This is a genomic window from Gluconacetobacter diazotrophicus PA1 5 (assembly GCF_000067045.1).
In the GTDB taxonomy this organism is placed as follows: domain Bacteria; phylum Pseudomonadota; class Alphaproteobacteria; order Acetobacterales; family Acetobacteraceae; genus Gluconacetobacter; species Gluconacetobacter diazotrophicus.
This window is the reverse complement of sequence record NC_010125.1, coordinates 1,235,493-1,253,303: the sequence shown is the minus strand read 5'-3', so window position 1 is coordinate 1,253,303 and position 17,811 is coordinate 1,235,493. Positions and strand designations below refer to the sequence as shown.

Annotated in this window: 17 protein-coding genes; 11 read left to right on the top strand and 6 right to left on the bottom strand. The window is 69.5% G+C overall.

The genetic code is table 11. The annotated features are described in order from the left end of the window. Positions 1–15 precede the first annotated feature (15 nt). Positions 16–1,323 (bottom strand): transcription termination factor Rho, encoded by a 1,308-nt coding sequence (gene rho, locus GDI_RS05965; RefSeq protein WP_012224423.1) that lies wholly within the window; start codon positions 1,321–1,323, stop codon positions 16–18. 219 nt (positions 1,324–1,542) lie between these two features. After that, the gene (locus GDI_RS05960; protein WP_041249710.1) at positions 1,543–2,517 is read right to left on the bottom strand and encodes a magnesium transporter CorA family protein; all 975 of its coding nucleotides are present in this window, start codon (positions 2,515–2,517) and stop codon (positions 1,543–1,545) included. Positions 2,518–2,687: 170 nt separating this feature from the next. On the opposite strand from GDI_RS05960, the gene trpB reads away from it, so the two are divergent. From trpB to GDI_RS05935, 5 genes are all read left to right on the top strand, one after another. After that, entirely contained in the window at positions 2,688–3,923 is a 1,236-nt protein-coding gene (gene trpB, locus GDI_RS05955) for a tryptophan synthase subunit beta (protein ID WP_012224419.1), read from the top strand. Continuing rightward, positions 3,920–4,744, top strand: coding sequence for a tryptophan synthase subunit alpha (gene trpA / locus GDI_RS05950; protein ID WP_012224417.1), 825 nt, complete (start codon positions 3,920–3,922; stop codon positions 4,742–4,744). Before trpB ends, trpA begins: the two co-directional genes overlap by 4 nt. Before the next feature lie 103 nt (positions 4,745–4,847). After that, complete coding sequence (gene accD, locus GDI_RS05945; RefSeq protein ID WP_012554061.1) at positions 4,848–5,750, top strand: acetyl-CoA carboxylase, carboxyltransferase subunit beta; 903 nt, start codon at positions 4,848–4,850, stop codon at positions 5,748–5,750. 9 nt (positions 5,751–5,759) lie between these two features. Further along, positions 5,760–7,058 (top strand): bifunctional folylpolyglutamate synthase/dihydrofolate synthase, encoded by a 1,299-nt coding sequence (locus tag GDI_RS05940; protein WP_012224413.1) that lies wholly within the window; start codon positions 5,760–5,762, stop codon positions 7,056–7,058. A gap of 10 nt (positions 7,059–7,068) precedes the next feature. Continuing rightward, positions 7,069–8,025: a nucleoside hydrolase gene (locus tag GDI_RS05935; protein WP_012224411.1), complete on the top strand. Its 957-nt coding sequence runs from the start codon at positions 7,069–7,071 to the stop codon at positions 8,023–8,025. Between the two features lie 5 nt (positions 8,026–8,030). Here GDI_RS05935 and GDI_RS05930 read toward each other — a convergent pair whose 3' ends face one another. Genes GDI_RS05930 through GDI_RS05920 form a run of 3 tightly spaced genes read right to left on the bottom strand, consistent with a single transcriptional unit; the run spans position 8,031 to position 10,401 of the window. Then, positions 8,031–9,047, bottom strand: a complete 1,017-nt coding sequence (locus GDI_RS05930; protein ID WP_012224409.1) for an asparaginase — start codon at positions 9,045–9,047, stop codon at positions 8,031–8,033. Positions 9,048–9,067: 20 nt separating this feature from the next. Further along, a complete protein-coding gene (locus tag GDI_RS05925; RefSeq protein ID WP_012224406.1) occupies positions 9,068–9,898 on the bottom strand; it encodes a hypothetical protein in 831 nt (276 codons plus the stop codon). Between the two features lie 17 nt (positions 9,899–9,915). Further along, positions 9,916–10,401 carry a transcriptional repressor gene (locus tag GDI_RS05920; protein ID WP_012554056.1) on the bottom strand — a complete coding sequence of 162 codons (486 nt, stop codon included), beginning with the start codon at positions 10,399–10,401 and terminating at the stop codon, positions 9,916–9,918. Between the two features lie 157 nt (positions 10,402–10,558). On the opposite strand from GDI_RS05920, the gene GDI_RS05915 reads away from it, so the two are divergent. Genes GDI_RS05915 through GDI_RS05905 form a run of 3 tightly spaced genes read left to right on the top strand, consistent with a single transcriptional unit; the run spans position 10,559 to position 13,094 of the window. Continuing rightward, positions 10,559–11,452: a metal ABC transporter solute-binding protein, Zn/Mn family gene (locus tag GDI_RS05915; RefSeq protein ID WP_012554055.1), complete on the top strand. Its 894-nt coding sequence runs from the start codon at positions 10,559–10,561 to the stop codon at positions 11,450–11,452. Further along, positions 11,449–12,294 carry a metal ABC transporter ATP-binding protein gene (locus GDI_RS05910; RefSeq protein ID WP_012224402.1) on the top strand — a complete coding sequence of 282 codons (846 nt, stop codon included), beginning with the start codon at positions 11,449–11,451 and terminating at the stop codon, positions 12,292–12,294. Before GDI_RS05915 ends, GDI_RS05910 begins: the two co-directional genes overlap by 4 nt. Positions 12,295–12,299: 5 nt before the next feature. Further along, positions 12,300–13,094, top strand: a complete 795-nt coding sequence (locus GDI_RS05905) for a metal ABC transporter permease (protein ID WP_012224401.1) — start codon at positions 12,300–12,302, stop codon at positions 13,092–13,094. Between the two features lie 43 nt (positions 13,095–13,137). On the opposite strand, the gene GDI_RS05900 is transcribed toward GDI_RS05905, so the two are convergent. Then, positions 13,138–13,635: a flavin reductase gene (locus GDI_RS05900; protein WP_041249709.1), complete on the bottom strand. Its 498-nt coding sequence runs from the start codon at positions 13,633–13,635 to the stop codon at positions 13,138–13,140. Positions 13,636–13,753: 118 nt separating this feature from the next. Between GDI_RS05900 and GDI_RS05895 the strand changes: the two genes are divergently transcribed. The 3 genes from GDI_RS05895 (at position 13,754) to GDI_RS05885 (ending at position 17,779) form a co-directional block, all read left to right on the top strand. Then, a complete protein-coding gene (locus GDI_RS05895) occupies positions 13,754–14,803 on the top strand; it encodes an enoyl-CoA hydratase/isomerase family protein (RefSeq protein ID WP_012224398.1) in 1,050 nt (349 codons plus the stop codon). A gap of 29 nt (positions 14,804–14,832) precedes the next feature. After that, on the top strand, positions 14,833–16,266 hold the full coding sequence (locus GDI_RS05890; RefSeq protein WP_012224396.1) for a protein adenylyltransferase SelO: 1,434 nt from the start codon (positions 14,833–14,835) through the stop codon (positions 16,264–16,266). Positions 16,267–16,330: 64 nt separating this feature from the next. Then, a complete protein-coding gene (locus GDI_RS05885; RefSeq protein WP_012224394.1) occupies positions 16,331–17,779 on the top strand; it encodes a sugar porter family MFS transporter in 1,449 nt (482 codons plus the stop codon). Positions 17,780–17,811: the final 32 nt, after the last annotated feature.

Genomic DNA, 17,811 nt, shown 5'->3' with positions numbered 1-17,811 from the left:
TCACGCTCCCTTCTGTCAGGTATTCATCGCGTCGAAGAAATCCCGGTTGGTCTTGCTGTATTTCAGCTTGTCCAGCAGAAAGTCCATCGCGTCCATCGTGCCCATCGGCGCCAGGATGCGGCGCAGGACCCACATCTTCGACAGTTCGGAGCGTTCGACCAGCAATTCTTCCTTGCGGGTGCCGCTCTTGGTGATGTCGATCGCCGGGAAGGTGCGCTTGTCGGCCAGCTTGCGGTCGAGGATGAGTTCCGAGTTGCCGGTGCCCTTGAATTCCTCGAAAATCACCTCGTCCATGCGGCTGCCGGTATCGATCAGCGCGGTGGCGATGATGGTCAGCGATCCGCCTTCCTCGATATTGCGCGCGGCGCCGAAGAAGCGCTTGGGGCGTTGCAGGGCATTGGCATCCACGCCGCCGGTCAGCACCTTGCCCGATGACGGCACCACGGTGTTGTAGGCGCGGGCCAGGCGGGTGATGGAATCCAGCAGGATGACGACGTCGCGCTTATGCTCGACCAGCCGCTTGGCCTTCTCCAGCACCATTTCCGTCACCTGGACGTGGCGGGTCGCCGGCTCGTCGAAGGTCGAGGACACGACCTCGCCCCGGACGGAGCGGGCCATGTCGGTGACTTCTTCCGGGCGCTCGTCGATCAGCAGGACGATCAGGAAGACTTCGGGGTGGTTGGCGGAAATCGACGAGGCGATGCTCTGCAGCATCACGGTCTTGCCGGTGCGCGGCGGGGCGACGATCAGCGCGCGCTGCCCCATGCCGATCGGCGAGACCAGGTCGATCACGCGGGGGGTGAAATCCTTGGGCTGGGACTTGGCGCCCTTGCCCTTCTCGACCTTCTCGGGCTCGCCGCCCACGGCGTTGGCCTCGACTTCCATCTTCAGCCGGCGCTCGGGGTAGAGGGGCGTCAGGTTGTCGAAATTGATCCGGTGACGGACGGCCTCGGGCGGCTCGAAATTGATCGTGTTGACCTTCAGCAGCGCGAAATAGCGCTCGCCGTCGCGCGGGGCGCGGATCTGGCCCTCGACCGTGTCGCCGGTGCGCAGGCCGAAGCGCCGCACCTGGCTGGGCGAGATATAGATATCGTCCGGCCCGGGCAGGTAATTGGCCTCGGGCGAGCGCAGGAAGCCGAACCCGTCGGGCAGGATTTCCAGCGTTCCCTCGCCATGGATCGCCTGATCATTGTCGGCGAGGGTCTTGAGGATGGCGAACATCATGTCCTGCTTGCGCAGGGACGACGCGTTCTCGATCTGCAGGCTTTCGGCGTACGCCAGAAGGTCCGCGGGGGTTTTGGCCTTGAGTTCGGCGAGATGCATTCACGATGCCTTGAATGGGCAGGTCACATGGGGGAGGGAACAGGTTGACCAGGCACTTGGCGCATGAGGCGCTTGCCGAAAGACCGGGTGCCATTCAGACCGGGCAAACCGGAAACCGGCCAACATCGTTCCAGCACGGAGGGGGCGCGTGACGGACGAGGCCCGTCAGCGGTGCGCGTTACGATAGGGATGCCGCCGGAAAAGGTCAAGGCCGTCCCGTCATCGTCCCCTGTTCAGCCAGCCCCGGTGCCAGAACCACAGCAGCGGCAGCACGATCGTCGCGGCCATCAGCGCCAGCGAATACCAGTAGCCGTACCGCCAGTTCAGTTCGGGAATATCGTGGAAATTCATGCCGTAGATCCCCGCGACCAGGGTCGGCGCCACGCCGATGAAGCTGACGACGGTCAGGATCTTCATGCCGTTATTCTGCTCGATACTGATGAAGCCCAGCGTGGCGTCCAGCAGGAACTGCACCTTGTTCGAGGTCTGGGACACGAAATCGTTCAGCGACCCGATATCGCGCGCCACTGTGGCCAGCCGCCCGCGCAGCCGTTCCGACAGGTCGTGCTTCTTGTTCTCGCTGACGAAGATCGCGATCCGCTCCATGCCCAGCAGGCTGTCCCGCACGGACGAGGCCAGGTCCCCCGAGCGCCCCACCCGCTGCAGCAGCGAACGCAGCGTCCGGTCGGCCTGCACGGCGCGGCGCGGCTGGTCGGACTGGAACACCTCGCGCGAGAGGGTATCCAGCGCCTGGCCCAGATGTTCCAGGATATCGGCCAGGCGGTCCACCACCGCCTCCATCAGCAGGACCGACACTTCGTCCCCGCTGAGGGCGTCGGTGCGGCCGGCGATCTGCTTCGCGACCACGTCGAACGCGGAAAATGCCGTGAACCGCACCGTCAGCAGCCGGTTGCGCTTCAGCACGAAGCCCACCGGCGAGATGAAGAAATCGTCCTGCATGCGCCGGACCAGCGGGGTGGAGAGATAGACGGCGTCGTCTTCCATGAACAGGCGCGAGGAACTTTCGATTTCCTCCAGGTCCTCGCGGGTCGGGATGCGCTGGGCGGTCAGCCTCGCGGCCAGGGCCTGCTCGGCGGGCGTGGGGTCCACAAGGTCCAGCCAGGGAGCGCCGGCAATATCGGCATCGCCGGTGACGGCCTGGGCCGGCTTGCCGGGCCGGTGGGCGAGAAACATGCTGTCCGTCATCCTTAAGAGGCTGCAGCGTGCATTCCGTATCGGGTGGGTTGTGCGGCCTGTCAAATCCGGCCGCGCCCGCAGGCGCGGGGCAAGAGGAGTCTGGTAATTTTGCGCCATGCGGTCCAGAACACCCGACATCCTGCATCCAAGGGTTCTGGAGAACTGACGTGAGCGCAACAGACAGATTCCTGCCGCCCGGGGCCAACAGCCTGCGCGCCGGCCCGGACCTGCGCGGCCGGTTCGGCATCTTCGGCGGCCAGTTCGTGGCCGAGACCCTGATGCCGCTGGTGCTGGAGCTGGATGCCGCCTACGCGCAGGCCAAGGCCGATCCGGCCTTCCGCCGCGAGCTGGATTACTACCTGAAGGATTACGTGGGCCGCCCCAGCCCGCTGTGGTTCGCCCGCCGCCTGACCCGGGAACTGGGCGGGGCGAAGATCTACATGAAGCGCGAGGAGCTGAACCATACCGGTTCGCACAAGCTCAACAACGTCATGGGGCAGATCCTGCTGGCGCGCCGCATGGGCCGCACCCGCATCGTCGCCGAAACCGGGGCGGGCCAGCACGGCGTCGCCACCGCCACGGTCTGCGCGCTGTTCGGCCTGAAATGCGTGATCTACATGGGCGCCACCGACGTCGAGCGGCAGAAGCCCAACGTGTTCCGCATGCGCCTGCTGGGCGCCGAGGTCGTGCCCGTGACGTCGGGTGCCGGCACGCTGAAGGACGCGATGAACGAGGCGATGCGCGACTGGGTGACCAATGTCCGCGACACCTATTTCCTGGTCGGCACGGTGGCCGGCCCGCACCCCTATCCGCAGATGGTCCGCGATTTCCAGTCGGTGATCGGCGAGGAGACGAAGGTGCAGATGCAGGAGGCCGAGGGACGGCTGCCGGATATCATCGTCGCGGCCATCGGCGGCGGTTCGAACGCCATGGGCATCTTCCACCCGTTCCTGGACGATCCTTCGGTGCGCCTGATCGGCGTCGAGGCCGCCGGGCGGGGGCTGGACAGCGGCGAGACGGCGGCCTCGATCCTGCGCGGGCGGCCGGGCGTGCTGCACGGCAACCGCACCTATCTGCTGCAGGACGCGGACGGCCAGATCGACGAGGCCCATTCGATCAGCGCCGGGCTGGATTATCCCGGCATCGGCCCGGAACATTCCTGGCTGAACGATATCGGCCGGGCCGAATATGTGGGCGCCACGGATGACGAGGCCCTGGCGGCCTTCCAGCTCTGCACCCGGACCGAAGGCATCATCCCGGCCCTGGAATGTGCGCACGGGCTGGCGCATGTGGCGAAGATCGCGCCCACCCTGGACCCGGAGACTCTGGTCGTCCTGAACGTCTCCGGCCGGGGGGACAAGGACATCTTCACCGTCGCAGCACATCTGGGAGTGACATTGTGAGCCGCATCGCCCGCCGTTTCGCGGCCCTGAAGGCGCAGGACCGTGGCGCCCTGATTCCCTACCTGCAGGCCTGCGATCCGGATTACGAGACCTCGCTGGCGCTGCTGCGTGCCATGCCCGGGGCCGGGGCCGACCTGATCGAGATCGGCGTGCCCTTCAGCGACCCCAGCGCCGACGGCCCCACCATCCAGGCCGCCGCCCGGCGCGGGCTGGCGGCCGGCGCCACCATGGCGCGCGTGCTGGAGATGGTCACCCGCTTCCGCGAGGGCGATGCCGACACGCCGATCGTGCTGATGGGCTACCTGAACCCGATCGAGGCCTATGGGCCCGCGCGCTTCTGCGCCGATGCCGCCCGGGCTGGGGTGGACGGGCTGATCGTCGTCGACCTGCCGCCCGAGGAGGCCGACCTGCTGGAAGGCCCGGCGGCGGACCACGGGCTGGACATCATCCGGCTGGTGGCGCCCACCACCGACGATACGCGCCTGCCGCTGGTCTGCCGCCATGCCTCGGGCTTCATCTATTACGTCAGCATCACCGGGGTGACTGGCACGCGCACCGCCAGCGCCGACGAACTGGCCCAGGCGCTGCCGCGCCTGCGGGCCGCGACCGACCTGCCGGTGGCCATCGGCTTCGGCATCCGCACGCCCGAACAGGCGGCGGCCGCCGTACGCGTCGCCGACGCGGCCGTGGTGGCGTCGGCGCTGATCGCCACGCTGGAGGACTCGCTGGACGCCGAGGGCCGCGCCGGACCGGACACGCTGAAGCGCGTGCTCGCGCAGCTCGAAGCCCTGGGGCGGGCGGTACGAAACGCCCGCACCTGAACCGAAGGCCCCCGCACAAGCTGGTTCTGGCATTTCCCGGCACCAGCTTGTAAGGAGGCAGGTTTCCGGGGCCGTCATGCGCCCTGCGTCATGGAGAGATGGAATGAGCTGGCTGACCGAGTACGTCCGCCCCAAGATCCGCGGTCTGCTCAAGCGCGAAGTGCCGGACAATCTGTGGACCAACTGCGAATCCTGCAGCCAGATGATCCTGGTCAAGGACCTGCAGAAGGCGATGAATGTCTGCCCGCATTGCGGCCATCACATGCGGGCGTCGGTGGCCGAGCGCTTCGGCTGGACGTTCGACGAGGGGACGTTCACGCGCATCGAACTGCCCAAGGTCCCCGTCGATCCGCTGTCGTTCCGCGACCGCAAGCGCTACACCGAGCGGCTGAAGGACGAACGGTCCAAGTCGCAACTGGATGAATCCATGGCCGTGGCGCACGGCAGGATCGGCGGGCACGACGCCGTGGTGGCGGTGATGGCGTTCGAATTCATCGCCGGCACGATGGGCGCGGCGCTGGGCGAGGCCTTCCTGGCCGCGGCGCGGCTGGCGATCCTGCAGAAGGCGCCGCTGGTCGTGTTCACCGCATCGGGCGGCGCGCGCATGCAGGAAGGCATGGTCAGCCTGATGCAGATGCCGCGCACCACGGTGGCGGTGCAGATGCTGCGGGATGCCGGCCTGCCCTATATCGTCGTGCTGACCAACCCCACCACCGGCGGCGTCACCGCTTCGTTCGCCATGCTGGGCGACGTCCAGATCAGCGAGCCCAACGCCCTGATCGGTTTCGCCGGCCAGCGGGTGATCGAGGACACGGTGCGCGAGAAACTGCCCGAGGGCTTCCAGCGTGCGGAATACCTGCTGGATCACGGCATGATCGACATGGTGGTCAAGCGCCCCGCCCTGCCGGAGATGCTGGGGCGGCTGATCGGCCTGATGAACCATCGGCATGTCAACGCCCCGGGAGCCGCGCTGGGCGGGGCCGCGCCGGTTCGGCCGGCGGCCTGATCCGCGCCGATGCCCGCCACCTCGCTGGGGCCGGAATTCGTCGGGCGCGCCGGCGCGGTGCTGGAGCGGCTGAACCGGCTGTACCCCGCCCTGATCGATCTGTCGCTGGGACGGCTGCAGGCGCTGCTGGCGCGGCTGGGCCACCCGGAACGCCACCTGCCGCCGGTGATCCATGTCGCCGGCACCAACGGCAAGGGCAGCACCTGCGCCACCCTGCGCGCCATCGGCGAACAGGCGGGCTGGCCGGTTCACGTCATGACCTCGCCGCACCTGGTGGACGTCACCGAGCGCTTCCGCGTGGCCGGCCACATCGTGTCCACCGACGCGCTGGTCGCGGTGCTGGAGGAGATCGAGCGCGTCAATGACGGAGCGCCGATCACGGTGTTCGAGGTCCTGACCGCCGCCGGCTTCCTGCTGTTCGCCCGCCATCCCGCGCGCCTGGCGATCATCGAGGTCGGGCTGGGCGGCCGCTTCGATGCCACCAACGTGCTGGAAAAGCCCGCCGCCTGCGCGATCACGTCGATTTCCATGGATCACGAGGCCTTTCTGGGCGACAGCCTGGCCGCCATCGCCGCCGAGAAGGCCGGGATCATGAAGCCCGGCGTACCTGTCGTAACCGGCCGCCAGGCGGAGGCCGCGATGGCGGTCCTGCGGGCGCAGGCCGCGCAATGCGGCGCGCCCCTGCGGGTCCGGGGCGAGGACTGGGACATTGCCGCCACGCCGGGCGGCCTGCGCTATACCGACGCGCGGGGCGCCCTGGACCTGCCGCTGCCCGGCCTGCCGGGGGCGCACCAGATCGACAATGCCGGGCTGGCCGTGGCGGCGCTGCGTGCCAGCGGGCTGGAGGTGCCCGATTCGGCGTGGGCCGGGATTGCCCATACCGTGTGGCCGGCGCGCATGCAGCGCCTGGGCGGGGCGCTGGCCGGTCTGCTGCCGCCGGGGTGGGAATTATGGCTGGATGGCGGGCACAATCCCGGCGCCGGGCAGGCCCTGGCGGACGTGTTGGCCGGCTGGTCCGACCGGCCGGTGCATCTGGTGATCGGCATGAAGCAGACCAAGGACGCCGCCGGCTTCCTGTCCCCCATGCTGCCCCATGCCGCCAGCGTGCAGGCGGTGGCCGAGGCGGGCCAGCATCTGGCCCTGCCGGTCGAGGCCATCATCGCCGCGTCGTCCGGGCGGGCCACGCCCGGCCCCACCCTGCGCGCGGCGCTGGGACGGCTGACGGGCGAGCCGGCGCGGGTGGTGATCTGCGGCAGCCTGTATCTGGCGGGGGTGGCGCTGGAACAGGATGGGTGGCGGGCGGGTTAAGGCCACCACCATGAAGGTCATCTTCGACACCGACCCCGGCGTGGACGACGCCATGGCGCTGCGGTTCCTGACCCGCCGGCCGGAATTCGAGCTGCTGGCCATCACCACGGTGCACGGCAACCTGGACGTCGATACCGTCACCCGCAACGCGCTGTGGCTGGCCGGCTGGATGGGGCTGTCCGTGCCGGTGGCACGCGGGGCGGAGGCGCCGCTCTGCCGGGACGCGGGCCGGGGCGCGCCGCATGTGCATGGCGCGGGCGGGCTGGGCGACCTGACCCTGCCCGACCCGCTGGACCGTACCGCCGATCCCCGCCCCGCCTGGCAGGTCATCGTCGACCTGGTGCGCGCCTATCCCCACCAGGTCACGCTGATCGCGGTCGGGCCGCTGACCAACCTGGCGCTGGCACTGCGGCATGACCCCGCCATTGCCGGACTGGTGGCCGGCGTCAGCCTGATGGGCGGGGCGTTCGGCATGCACGGCCATACCGGCAACATGTCCCCGGTGGCCGAGGCCAACATCCTGTCCGACCCCGAAGCCGCGGATCAGGTCATGACCGCGCCCTGGCCGGTGTCGATCCTGGGGCTGGACGTGACGCAGCAGGTGGTGATGGACGCGGCCTACCTGGACCGGCTGGGCGCGCAGGGCGGAGCGGACGGCGCCTTCCTGCGCGGGGTGTCACGCTTCTACCAGGCGTTTCACGAGCGCTCGCGCGGGCTGGCGGGGATCTTCGCGCATGACAGCCTGGCGGTGATCCATGCCATGGCGCCCCATTTGTTCACCCTGCGCCACGGACCGGTCCGGGTGGTCTGCGGGGGACTGGCGGACGGCCAGACCATTCAGAAGCCCGACGGTTTTCCCTGCCCCCCCACCGCCGCGTGGGACGCGTTTCCGGCGCGGGCCGTGGCGGTGGACGTGGATGTCGCGGGTGTCCTGGCGTTGTATGCGGGGACGTTCGGGGTGTCCTGATCCGTTCAGGGACGATGGTCCGGATGCATCGGGCCGGCGGCGCGGACCCGTCCGACCGTCATGCCGTTCCAGTTGCGCAGGTCATGCTGCGCCAGGCCCCGCAGCACCGGATTGTCGCGGGCGTCCGGGCCGAGGAAGCGCATCAGCAGGGCGGCCATCGCGACCTCGGCCGCGCGGGGGGCACCGTCATGGCACTTCACCGCGATGCCCAGCCCCTGGTCCGGCAGGCTGGCAGCCATGATGCCCTCGGCCCCCATCTTGCTGAACACGGCGGGGCCCATTTCCTGCATCAGCACACTGTCGAAGCGACCGGTGCCGCCGACCATGAAGGGCGCCGCGGCCACGGCGGCGCGCAGGCGTGCCGCCGCCCGTGCCCGTTCGGGGCCCAGCCCGTGCCCGGTGCCGAACCGGGCGAAGCCGTGCGCCAGCGCGCGCAGCGGAATGGCGTAGGTCGGGATCGAACAGCCGTCGATGCCCATGTTGTCCGGGCCGTGCGCGGCCCCCGTCACGTCGGCCAGCGCCGCCGTGACCTCGCGCATCACCGGGTGGTCGGGATGGATGTAGCCGCCCAGCTTCTGGTCCTGGTCGCAGGCCAGGCAGACGAAGCCGGCATGCTTGCCCGAGCAATTGTTATGCAGGGCCGAGGGCGCGCCGCCCGCGCGGGCCAGCGCATGGGCGGCATCGGCATCGACCGGCCAGTGCGTGCCGCATTCCAGGCAGGCGGCGTCATGCCCGGTGCGCGCCAGCATCCGCGCCGCGACGGCGACATGCGCGGCCTCGCCGGTATGCGAGGCACAGGCCAGGGCCAGTTCCTCGTCCTCCAGCCCCAGCCGGCCGGCGGCGCCGCTTTCGACCAGCGGCAGGGCCAGGAACGCCTTGACGGCCGAACGCGGATAGGTCGGGCGGTCGATATCGCCCAGCGAAAACACCACCTTGCCGGCCGCGTCCACCACCACGGCAGTGCCGGCATGGCGCGATTCCACGCGCCCGCCGCGCTCGATCTCGGCGATGGCTGATTCCATGGGAGTATCCTTGGTCTGGGTTACACGTTGCCGGTCAGGAAATAGCACGGGCTGCCCGAGCTGCGGGTCGAGTCCGGATCGTCCTCGATCAGGTCGTCGATCATGAAGCGCTTCATGCGCAGGACGGCGATATCCGCGGCCTCGTCCCCGACCATGTCGGCGTCGTCGGCCAGGACGGCCAGCCAGTACGGCACGCCGCCGCGTTCCGTCAGCAGCAGCGGGTTGCGGCGACTGGGCGCCAGGCCGTCGCGCAGCATCGCCTCGGCGTCCCGCCCGGTTGCGATATGGTAGAGATAGCTGTCGGCCGGGTCCGAGGATTGCAGCCCGCGATAATGCACGCGCGCCAGTTGGACGGACTCGGCGTCCAGATGCTCGGCCCGGCGCCGGGGCGGGGCCGGGGCAACCGGTTCCGGCGCAACGGGTTCGGGGATGGCGGCAGGAGGCCGGGTGAACAGGTCGTCCTGGCCGATCTCGGCCGCCGCGCGCGGGGCGGCTGGCACGGCGCGGGCGCGGGGCGGCTTGCGGCGCGCTTCGGGTGTCTCGATGGCGGGCAGCGGCAATTCGCCGGTGCCCGCGCGGATGCGCGCCATGTCGATGCTCCGTCGCAGCGTGGCGCCCAGGCTGTGATGCGGCCCGGGGCGCGGCAGGATGTCCGCCAGGGTCTGGCCGCCGCGCCGGCGCCAGAACAGGGCCAGCGCGCGCATGGCGTCCGATGCCGCGATCCGCGCCACCGGACGGCCCCGCGCGTCGTCGATCCGGAAGATCATGCGCCCCGTATCGCGGGCCCTCAGCCCGGTCGGCCGGACCCTGTAACCGTTCTTCACCATGCCCTCGATTGTAACGTCATCCATGGCAACGGGAAACCGCCCTACGCCGCGTCCCTGCAGGCGGCGCACAGCCCTTCGGCCTCGACGGTCGAATGCCGCACCGTGAAGCCGATGGTGCGCGTGGCGTCGACCAGCGCGTGCAGGATGCCGTGATCGTCCAGTTCGGTCACCTGGCCGCAGCCGGTACAGATCAGGAATTGCGCCGCATGCGGATGGTCGCCGCAGGCCCGGGTTCCATCCAGCGCATGGGTGCAGCCCACGAAGGCGGACAGGCGTTCGATCTTGTGGATCAGCCCCTGTTCCAGCAGGAAATCCAGCGCGCGATAGACGGTGGGGGGGGCCGCGCTCTTCTTGTCGGTGCGCAACCCGTCCAGCAGGTCGTAGGCCCCGACCGGCCGGCCGGCATCCAGGACCAGGCCCAGCACCTGCCGCCGCAAGTCGGTCAGCCGGGACCCACGCGCCGCGCACAGCCGTTCGGCGTTATCCAGCCAGGTCTCGGTCCTGTCGGCGAAGCTAAGTCCTGTCATGCCGGCTCGCGACGCGCCCCCTTCATGCTGTGTCCCCTGCCCGGTTTCCATACGCCGGAAAGCACGCTATATGAAGGCTCGATATTTGTTACATTATAACATAGTCTGTCCCGTGCCAGCTTGTCCCCCCTCCCTTTTCCGTTCCGGATTTTCCGCCATGCTCCGCGTCGCCACCCTGGCCGTCCTGCTGTCGTGGGCGCTGGCGGGGGCCTGCGGGCCCGCGCGCGCGGCGGGGCCGATCGCGGTGGTGGCGGCGGAGGCGGTGTGGGGCGACATCGCGCGGCAGGTCGGCGGCCCGGACGTGGCCGTGACCACGATCCTGAACAACCCGGCCACCGACCCGCATCTGTTCGAGGCCAGCCCGTCCGACGGGCGGCGGGTCGGGGCGGCACAGATCGTGATCGCCAATGGCGGGGGGTATGACGGGTGGATCGACCGGCTGACGGACGGTGCCGGCCCCGCCGCGAACGGCGCGCGTCCCGTGCTGCTGACGGTGGCGGGGCTGGCCGGATGGCGGGACGGCGACAATACGCATTTCTGGTATGACCTGTCCGACGTGCGGACCTTCGCCACCGCCTTCGCCGCCGCATGCGGCGACATCCTGCCCGACCATCGCACGGCGCTGCAGGCGCGGCTGCACCAGTTCCTGGACACGCTGGCGCCGTTGCAGGCACGGATCGACGGCATGCGGGGCCGGTATGGCGGCACGCCGGTCGCGGCGTCGGAGCCGATCTTCGGCCTGATGGCGCGCGTCACGGGCCTGGCGATGCGCGACGAATCCTTCCAGCACGCCGTGATGAACGGCACCGATCCCGCGCCGTCGGACGTCGCGCGGGTCGAGGACGACCTGACGGCACGGCGGGTGCGCGTGCTGATCCTGAACGACCAGACGGCGGGGCCGGCGACCGACCGGCTGGACCAACTGGCCCGCGATGCGGGCATTCCGGTCCTGCGCGTGGGCGAGAGCCTGCCGCCGGGCATGCGCTACCAGGACTGGATCGCCGACGTGCTGGACCGCCTGGGGCAAGCCCTGGCCCGGAAGCCGGCATGAGCGGAATCGCCAGCCCCGGCGACGCGCCGCCGGTCCGGTTCGACCGCGCCACGTTGCGCATCGGGGAGCGCACCATCCTGTCCGATGCCAGCCTGACGGTGCCGGCAGGGGCGTTCGTGGGCGTGCTGGGACCGAACGGGGCGGGCAAGAGCAGCCTGATGCGGGCGATCCTGGGCATCGTGCCGGTGCCGGACGGGCGGATTTCGGTTTTCGGCCGCCCGGTGGGGCGGGGCAACCACGATATCGGCTACATGCCGCAATTCCAGGCCCGGCCAGCCCCGCGCCTGGACGGCCGCAGCTTCATCGCCGCCGCCCTGCATGGCGAGCGCTGGGGCCTGCCCTGCGACTGGCGCCCGGGGCGCCACCGCCGGCGCGATGCGGCGGAAATCGACCGGGTGCTGGACCTGGTCGGGGCGACGCACCTGGCCCGCCGGCCGATCGACCATCTGTCGGGCGGCGAGCGCCAGCGCCTGCTGCTGGCGCAGGCCCTGCTGGGGCGGCCCCGCCTGCTGCTGCTGGACGAACCGCTGGCCAGCCTGGACCCCCATCGCGCGCGGGACGTGGTGGCGCTGGTGGACCGCATCCGCCGCCGGCTGGGCATCGCGGTACTGTTTTCCACCCACGACCTGAACCCGCTGCTGGGGGTGATGGACATGGTGCTGTATGTCGGGCGCGGCGCGGCGCGGCTGGGGCCGGTGGACGAGGTCGTGACCGGCCCGGTCCTGAGCGCCCTGTACGGCACGCCGGTCGAGGTGATCCGCGCGGGCGGGCGCATCTTCGTCGTCGCCGACGGCGCGGACGCGCAGGCCAGCGACTTTTCGATCTTCGAGCCGGGGCGGTAGCATCCATGTTCGCCTTCGAATTCATGCGCCACGCCTTCGCGGCCACGGGGATCGTCGCCGTCCTCGCCGGGCTGGTCGGCTATTTCATGGTGCTGCGGGGCGAGAGCTTTGCCGGCCATGCGCTGTCGCATGTCGGCTTCGCCGGCGCCACCGGGGCGATCCTGCTGGGGGTGCCGCCGCTGTGGGGGCTGATGACCCTGACGGTGACGGCCGGCGTGGCGATGGGGCTGGGCGGGCGCGGCACCACGCAGGGGCGCGACGTCGCGATCGGGCTGGTCCTGTCCTGCACGCTGGGGTGCGGCCTGCTGTTCCTGCATTTCCTGACGACATCGGCCACGCGGGCCACCGCGCTGCTGTTCGGCAACGTGCTGGGGGTGGACCGGGCCATGCTGGGATGGCTGGCGCTGCTGGGGGCAGGGTGCGTCGCCGCGATGGCCGTGCTGTCACGGCCGCTGCTGTTCGCCAGCCTGCAGCCCGAAACCGCCGAGGCGCGGGGCGTGCCGATGCGCGCGGTCTCCACCATCTTCCTGGCCATCGTCGCGGTCGCGACGGCGGAATGCGTGCAGATCACCGGCGTGCTGCTGGTCTTCGCCCTGATGGTGGGGCCCGCCGCCACGGCGCAGCGCCTGACGGCCACGCCGGGCTGGGGGATCGTGCTTTCGGTTCTGCTGGCGGTGGCCGAGGGCTGGGGCGGGCTGGCACTGTCCTGGTGGACCGACTGCCCGACATCGTTCTGGATCAGCGTGCTGAGTACCGGGGCCTATCTGGCCGCCTACGCGCGCAGCCGCGTCCGTCAGTAAACGCGCGTCGGGCCGTCACCGGCGCGCATAGGCAGACAGGCGGTCAGAGGTCGTGGCCGCCGTGGGGCAGGACGTGATAGGTGCGGTTGAAATAGACCAGCCCGCCGAGTGCCGCCCCCAGGCGGATGGCATCGACCACCCCGAACATGACGCTGTGGGTTCCGACCTCGACAATCCGGTCGATCCGGCAGTCGAACGACGCCATCGCCTCTTCCAGAGCCGGAGCGCCGCTCGTCATCGTCGTCCAGTGGCCGACGGTGAAGCGTTCGTACATGTCCATCGGCCCGGCGAAGGTGCCGGAAATGTCCCGCTGCCCGGCCGAAAGGACGTTGATGCACATCGCCCCGCCGGTGTGGAAGGCGGTACGCGCACGGGCCGAACGGTTCATGCAGACCAGCAGGGTGGGGGGCGCGTCGGTGACGGAACAGACGGCGGAGGCGGTGAACCCCACCGGATCGTCCAGCGTGCCGGTCGTCACCACGTTCACGGCCGCGCCCAGCCGCGCCATCGCGTCCCGATAGGTCTGGGAATCCACCGTCATGTCCATGCCCTTCCTGCCGTCGTCCGTGTCCGTCTGGTCCGTTTCGACGGGGCGACACACCAACGCCGCATCTTCTGTCATATTATCGCGCAAGGGAAAACAGGAGGAAACCACCATCATGGATGCCGCCATGGACGCCGACACGCTGCTGATCACCCGCCAGGGCCGCCTGGGGCGGATGACGCTGAACCGGCCGAAGGCGCTGAATGCGCTGGACAGGACGCTGTTCGCGCGCATCGCCGCCTGCCTGGCGGACTGGCGGGAGGACCCGTCGGTCGAAACCGTGCTGATCGACAGTTCCAGCCCGCGCGCCTTCTGCGCCGGGGGGGACCTGCGGGCCATCCATGCCACGCTGGGCGCCGCCGGTCCGGCGGCGGCGGCGTCGATCTTCCGCGACGGCTACCGGCTGGTATCGGTCCTGGCGGGGTATCCCAAGGCCGTGGTCTCGTTCATGGACGGGATCACGATGGGCGGCGGGGTGGGACTGGGCGGCCATGTGCGGCACCGCATCGTCACCGAACGGGCGGTGGTCGCCATGCCCGAGACCGCCATCGGCCTGACGCCGGACGCGGGCGGGTCGTATATCCTGTCGCGCGCGCCGGGCCTGTCCGGCCTGCGCCTGGCCCTGACCGGCGGCCGGATGCAGGGCGGCGAGGCCGTGGCGGCGGGCTTCGCCGACCGGATGCTGGCGGCGGCGGACCTGCCGGCCCTGGCCGAAGGCCTGGCCCGCCGGCCGGCCGGCCAGGTCGTGGACATGGCCCCCGCCGCGCCACGGGACGGGGCGTGTCCCGACCATGCGGCGATCAATACGCTGTACGACGCGCCGGACGTGGCGACGATCATCGACCGCCTGGACCGCCACGGCGCCCCCTGGGCCGAGGCGGACCGCGCGGCGTTGCGGCAGGCATCGCCGCTGTCGCTGCGCGTGACGTTCCGCGCGTTTCATGCCGCGCGGCGGCTGCCGGACCTGGATACGGTGCTGGAACAGGAATACCGGCTGATCGCCAGCCTGCTGGAGCAGCCCGATTTCGCCGAGGGCGTGCGGGCCAAGATCGTGGACAAGGACAACGCCCCGCGCTGGATGGACAAGGCGGCATGGAGCGATGCGGCGATCGAGGCGTTCTTCGCCCCACGAGCGGACTCGTTGGACCTGCCGATCTTTTCCTGACTCGTCTCAAGAGTTTTTGGTGACACAAGATGCCCCTTTCACCCACCTACCGCCCCGCCCGCAATCACCTGACCCTGGGCGATGCGTTCTACGACCCGGTGGCGGCGGCGGATTTTCCCGCCCATATCCTGCGCTTCCGCAACCAGGAGGCCGCGGCGCAGGTCGGGCTGGACGGCCTGACCGACGCGGAATGGATCGATCATTTCGGCCGGTTCGTCCCGCTGCCGGACAACCTGCCGACACCGCTGGCCCTGCGTTATCACGGGCATCAGTTCCGGGCGTACAACCCCGACCTGGGCGACGGGCGGGGGTTCCTGTTCGCGCAGGTGCGCGATGTGCGGGACGGACGGCTGCTGGATATCGGCACCAAGGGCAGCGGCCGCACGCCCTGGTCGCGCGGCGGCGACGGGCGGCTGACGCTGAAGGGCGGGGTGCGCGAGATCCTGGCGACGGAAATGCTTGACGCGCTGGGGGTCGAGACCTCGCGCAGCCTGAGCGTGATCGAAACCGGCGAGGCGCTGCATCGGGGGGACGAGCCCTCGCCCACCCGGTCATGCGTGCTGGCGCGGCTGAGCCATTCGCATATCCGCATCGGCACGTTCCAGCGCCTGGCGGCCCTGGACGACCAGGCCAGCCTGGCGCACCTGGTGGCCTATGTGATGGACACCTACTTCCCCGACCGGGCCGGCGCGGGCGATCCGGCGCTGGCGCTGTTCGACATCGTCTGCGCCCGCGTCGCGCGCCTGGGCGCGCAATGGATGGGGGCGGGGTTCGTCCACGGGGTCCTGAACACCGACAATATCAACGTCACGGGCGAAAGCTTCGATTACGGCCCGTGGCGCTTCCTGCCCCGCTACGATCCCGGCTTTACCGCCGCCTATTTCGACCACTCCGGCCTGTACGCCTTCGGCCGCCAGCCGGAGGCCCTGCTGTGGAACCTGGCGCGGCTGGCCGAATGCCTGCTTCCGCTGACGAACGTTGACGGCCTGCAGAAGATTTTCGACGATTTCCCAGATCGTTATGGAAAAGAGATGAACGGCGTGATCGTGAAACGCCTTGGCCTGTCATCACTTTCCGAAGCCGATGACCGCGCGCTGGCGGCCGCGGCATGGCGCTTTCTGGAACGATCGGCCATTGGATTTGAATCTTTGTTCTTCGACTGGTATGGTGGAACGGACAGCAGGCACCGTGCCGCGAACGGCCCCAATGCCCGCCTCTACGAGGGTGCGGATTTCGAACCATTGCTTCGGCAGATCGAATCCCATCCTGCCCGGCCGGGCCTGGATCTTTCCGATCCCTATTTTTCCCGGGCCACGCCCTGCACGATGCTGGTCGATACCGTGGAGAGCATATGGCAGCCGATTGCAACCGATGACGACTGGGGCACGTTGCACACCATGCTGGACACGATCGCACAGATGAAGGCGGCGCTGTCCGGGCCACCGCCGGGATCACCCGCATGAAGCCATGTACCGTGGCAAGGGGTGTGGCAGGAAAGTGAGCCTCTTTCCGAGCAAGGAGAACAGGATGCAGAATTTTTCACCGCAGGCCCCTTCGGTTCCCGCCCTGTCCGATTTCGAGGTTTCGGACAATGCGGGGCGGACGCTCTGGCTCGCAGCCGCCGTGGCCGCCATCTGTGGCGGCCTCTACGGCTACGACACCGGTATCATTTCGGGTGCGTTGCTTCTGATTACCCGGGATTTCCATCTGGGCAGCCTGTATCAGGAACTGGTCGCCTCCGCGATCCTGGCGGGGGCGGTGCTGGGCGCCGTCGGCACCGGCTGGCTGTCGGAACGGTTCGGCCGCCGGACGTCGGTCATGATCGTCACCGCCGTGTTCGTGACCGGCGCGCTGGCCTGCGCCGCCGCCCCGGATGTGGACATGCTGATCGCGGCACGCGTCTATCTGGGGCTGGGGGTCGGCGGATCGACCCAGGTGGTTCCGATGTATATCTCGGAACTGGCGCCGGCGGCCCGGCGCGGCAAGCTGGTCACGCTGTTCAACGTCGCGATCGGGATCGGCATCTTCGTCGCCAACATCATCGGTTTCGCCGCGCGCGACGCCTGGGGCTGGCGGCCGATGATCGCGGTCGCGGCCCTGCCGGCGGCACTGGTATTCGTGTCCATGTTCTTCCTGCCCAAGAGCCCCCGCTGGACGGCGGAAAACGAGGGACTGGATTCCGCGGTCACGCATCTGGCGCGCGTGCGGACGTCGCGCAAGGAAGTCCGCAAGGAAATCCGCAGGATCCACGAAGCCGCGGAAGACGTCGATGACGCGCATCGCGGCTGGCGCGGCCTGATGCAGCCCTGGGTGCGCCCGGCGCTGGTCGCGGCGCTGGGGGTGGCCTTCTTCACCCAGTGCGGCGGGCTGGAGATGATGATCTATTACGCCCCGACCTTCCTGTCGGACGCGGGCTTCGGCCATTCCTCGGCGCTGCTGGCCAGCCTGGGGGTCTCGATGGTCTATCTGGTCATGACGATGCTGGGCTCGGCGATCGTCGATCATGTCGGCCGGCGCCGCCTGATGCTGATCATGGGGCCGGGATCGGTGGCCAGCCTGCTGGGGCTGGGGCTGATGTTCGCCATCCATCCCGACAAGGGCAGCGTCGGAAGCTGGATGATCATCGTGTTCCTGCTGATGTTCATGGCGTTCAATTCCGGCGGCATCCAGGTCGTCGGCTGGCTGCTGGGGGCGGAAATGTTCCCGCTGTCGATGCGCGGCACCGCCACCAGCCTGCACGCCGCGACCCTGTGGGGCAGCGACCTGCTGGTGACCAGCACGGCGCTGACGCTGGTCAACCTGATCTCGCTGGGCGGGACGATGTGGTTCTATGCCGGGGTCAATCTGGCGTCGGTCGCGTTCATCTACTTCCTGGTGCCAGAGACGCGCGGTGCATCACTGGAAGACATCGAAACCGCCCTGCATGAGGGGCGCTTCCGGCCCACCAGGGGCCATACCGCGATCGTCGAGACCTGACACCCGGCCCGGACGGGGCGGCGTCCGTGTAG